Consider the following 389-nt stretch of genomic DNA (forward strand, 5'->3'; position numbering starts at 1 on the left):
TTTATTTCCCCAAATCATTCGTGCGGTAGATTTTCCACGGCGGAGATTACTTTCATCGACTACATCATCGTGCAGTAAAGTTGCTGTGTGCATAAATTCAATTGCTGTTGCAAGCTTTATATGCCCGTCACCTTGATATCCAAACATATCAGCTGAAGCTAGTGTAATCATTGGACGCAATCGCTTTCCTCCCGATGAAATAAGATGGTTGCAAATTTCAGGGATCATTTCGACATCTGCTTGAGCCATAGAGATAATTAATTGGTTTACGCGCTCCATATCATCTTTGGTGAGGTTGATGAGAGCTTGTGAAGAAACCTGGTTATTTTTTTTATGATCTTGTTTTATGACAGCACCCAATTGTTTACTCCTAGAGTGTTTTCAATAGA

The 389-nt window shown here is 39.3% G+C and carries 1 protein-coding gene; it reads right to left on the minus strand.

Going from position 1 to position 389, the window contains the following annotated elements:
• Positions 1–360, minus strand: a 360-nt coding sequence (locus J7R05_RS08900; protein ID WP_208541932.1) for a polyprenyl synthetase family protein, incomplete at its 3' end; no start/stop codon positions are given.
• Positions 361–389: the final 29 nt, after the last annotated feature.

Origin of the sequence: Bartonella capreoli (assembly GCF_902813205.1) — a bacterium.
GTDB lineage: Bacteria > Pseudomonadota > Alphaproteobacteria > Rhizobiales > Rhizobiaceae > Bartonella > Bartonella schoenbuchensis.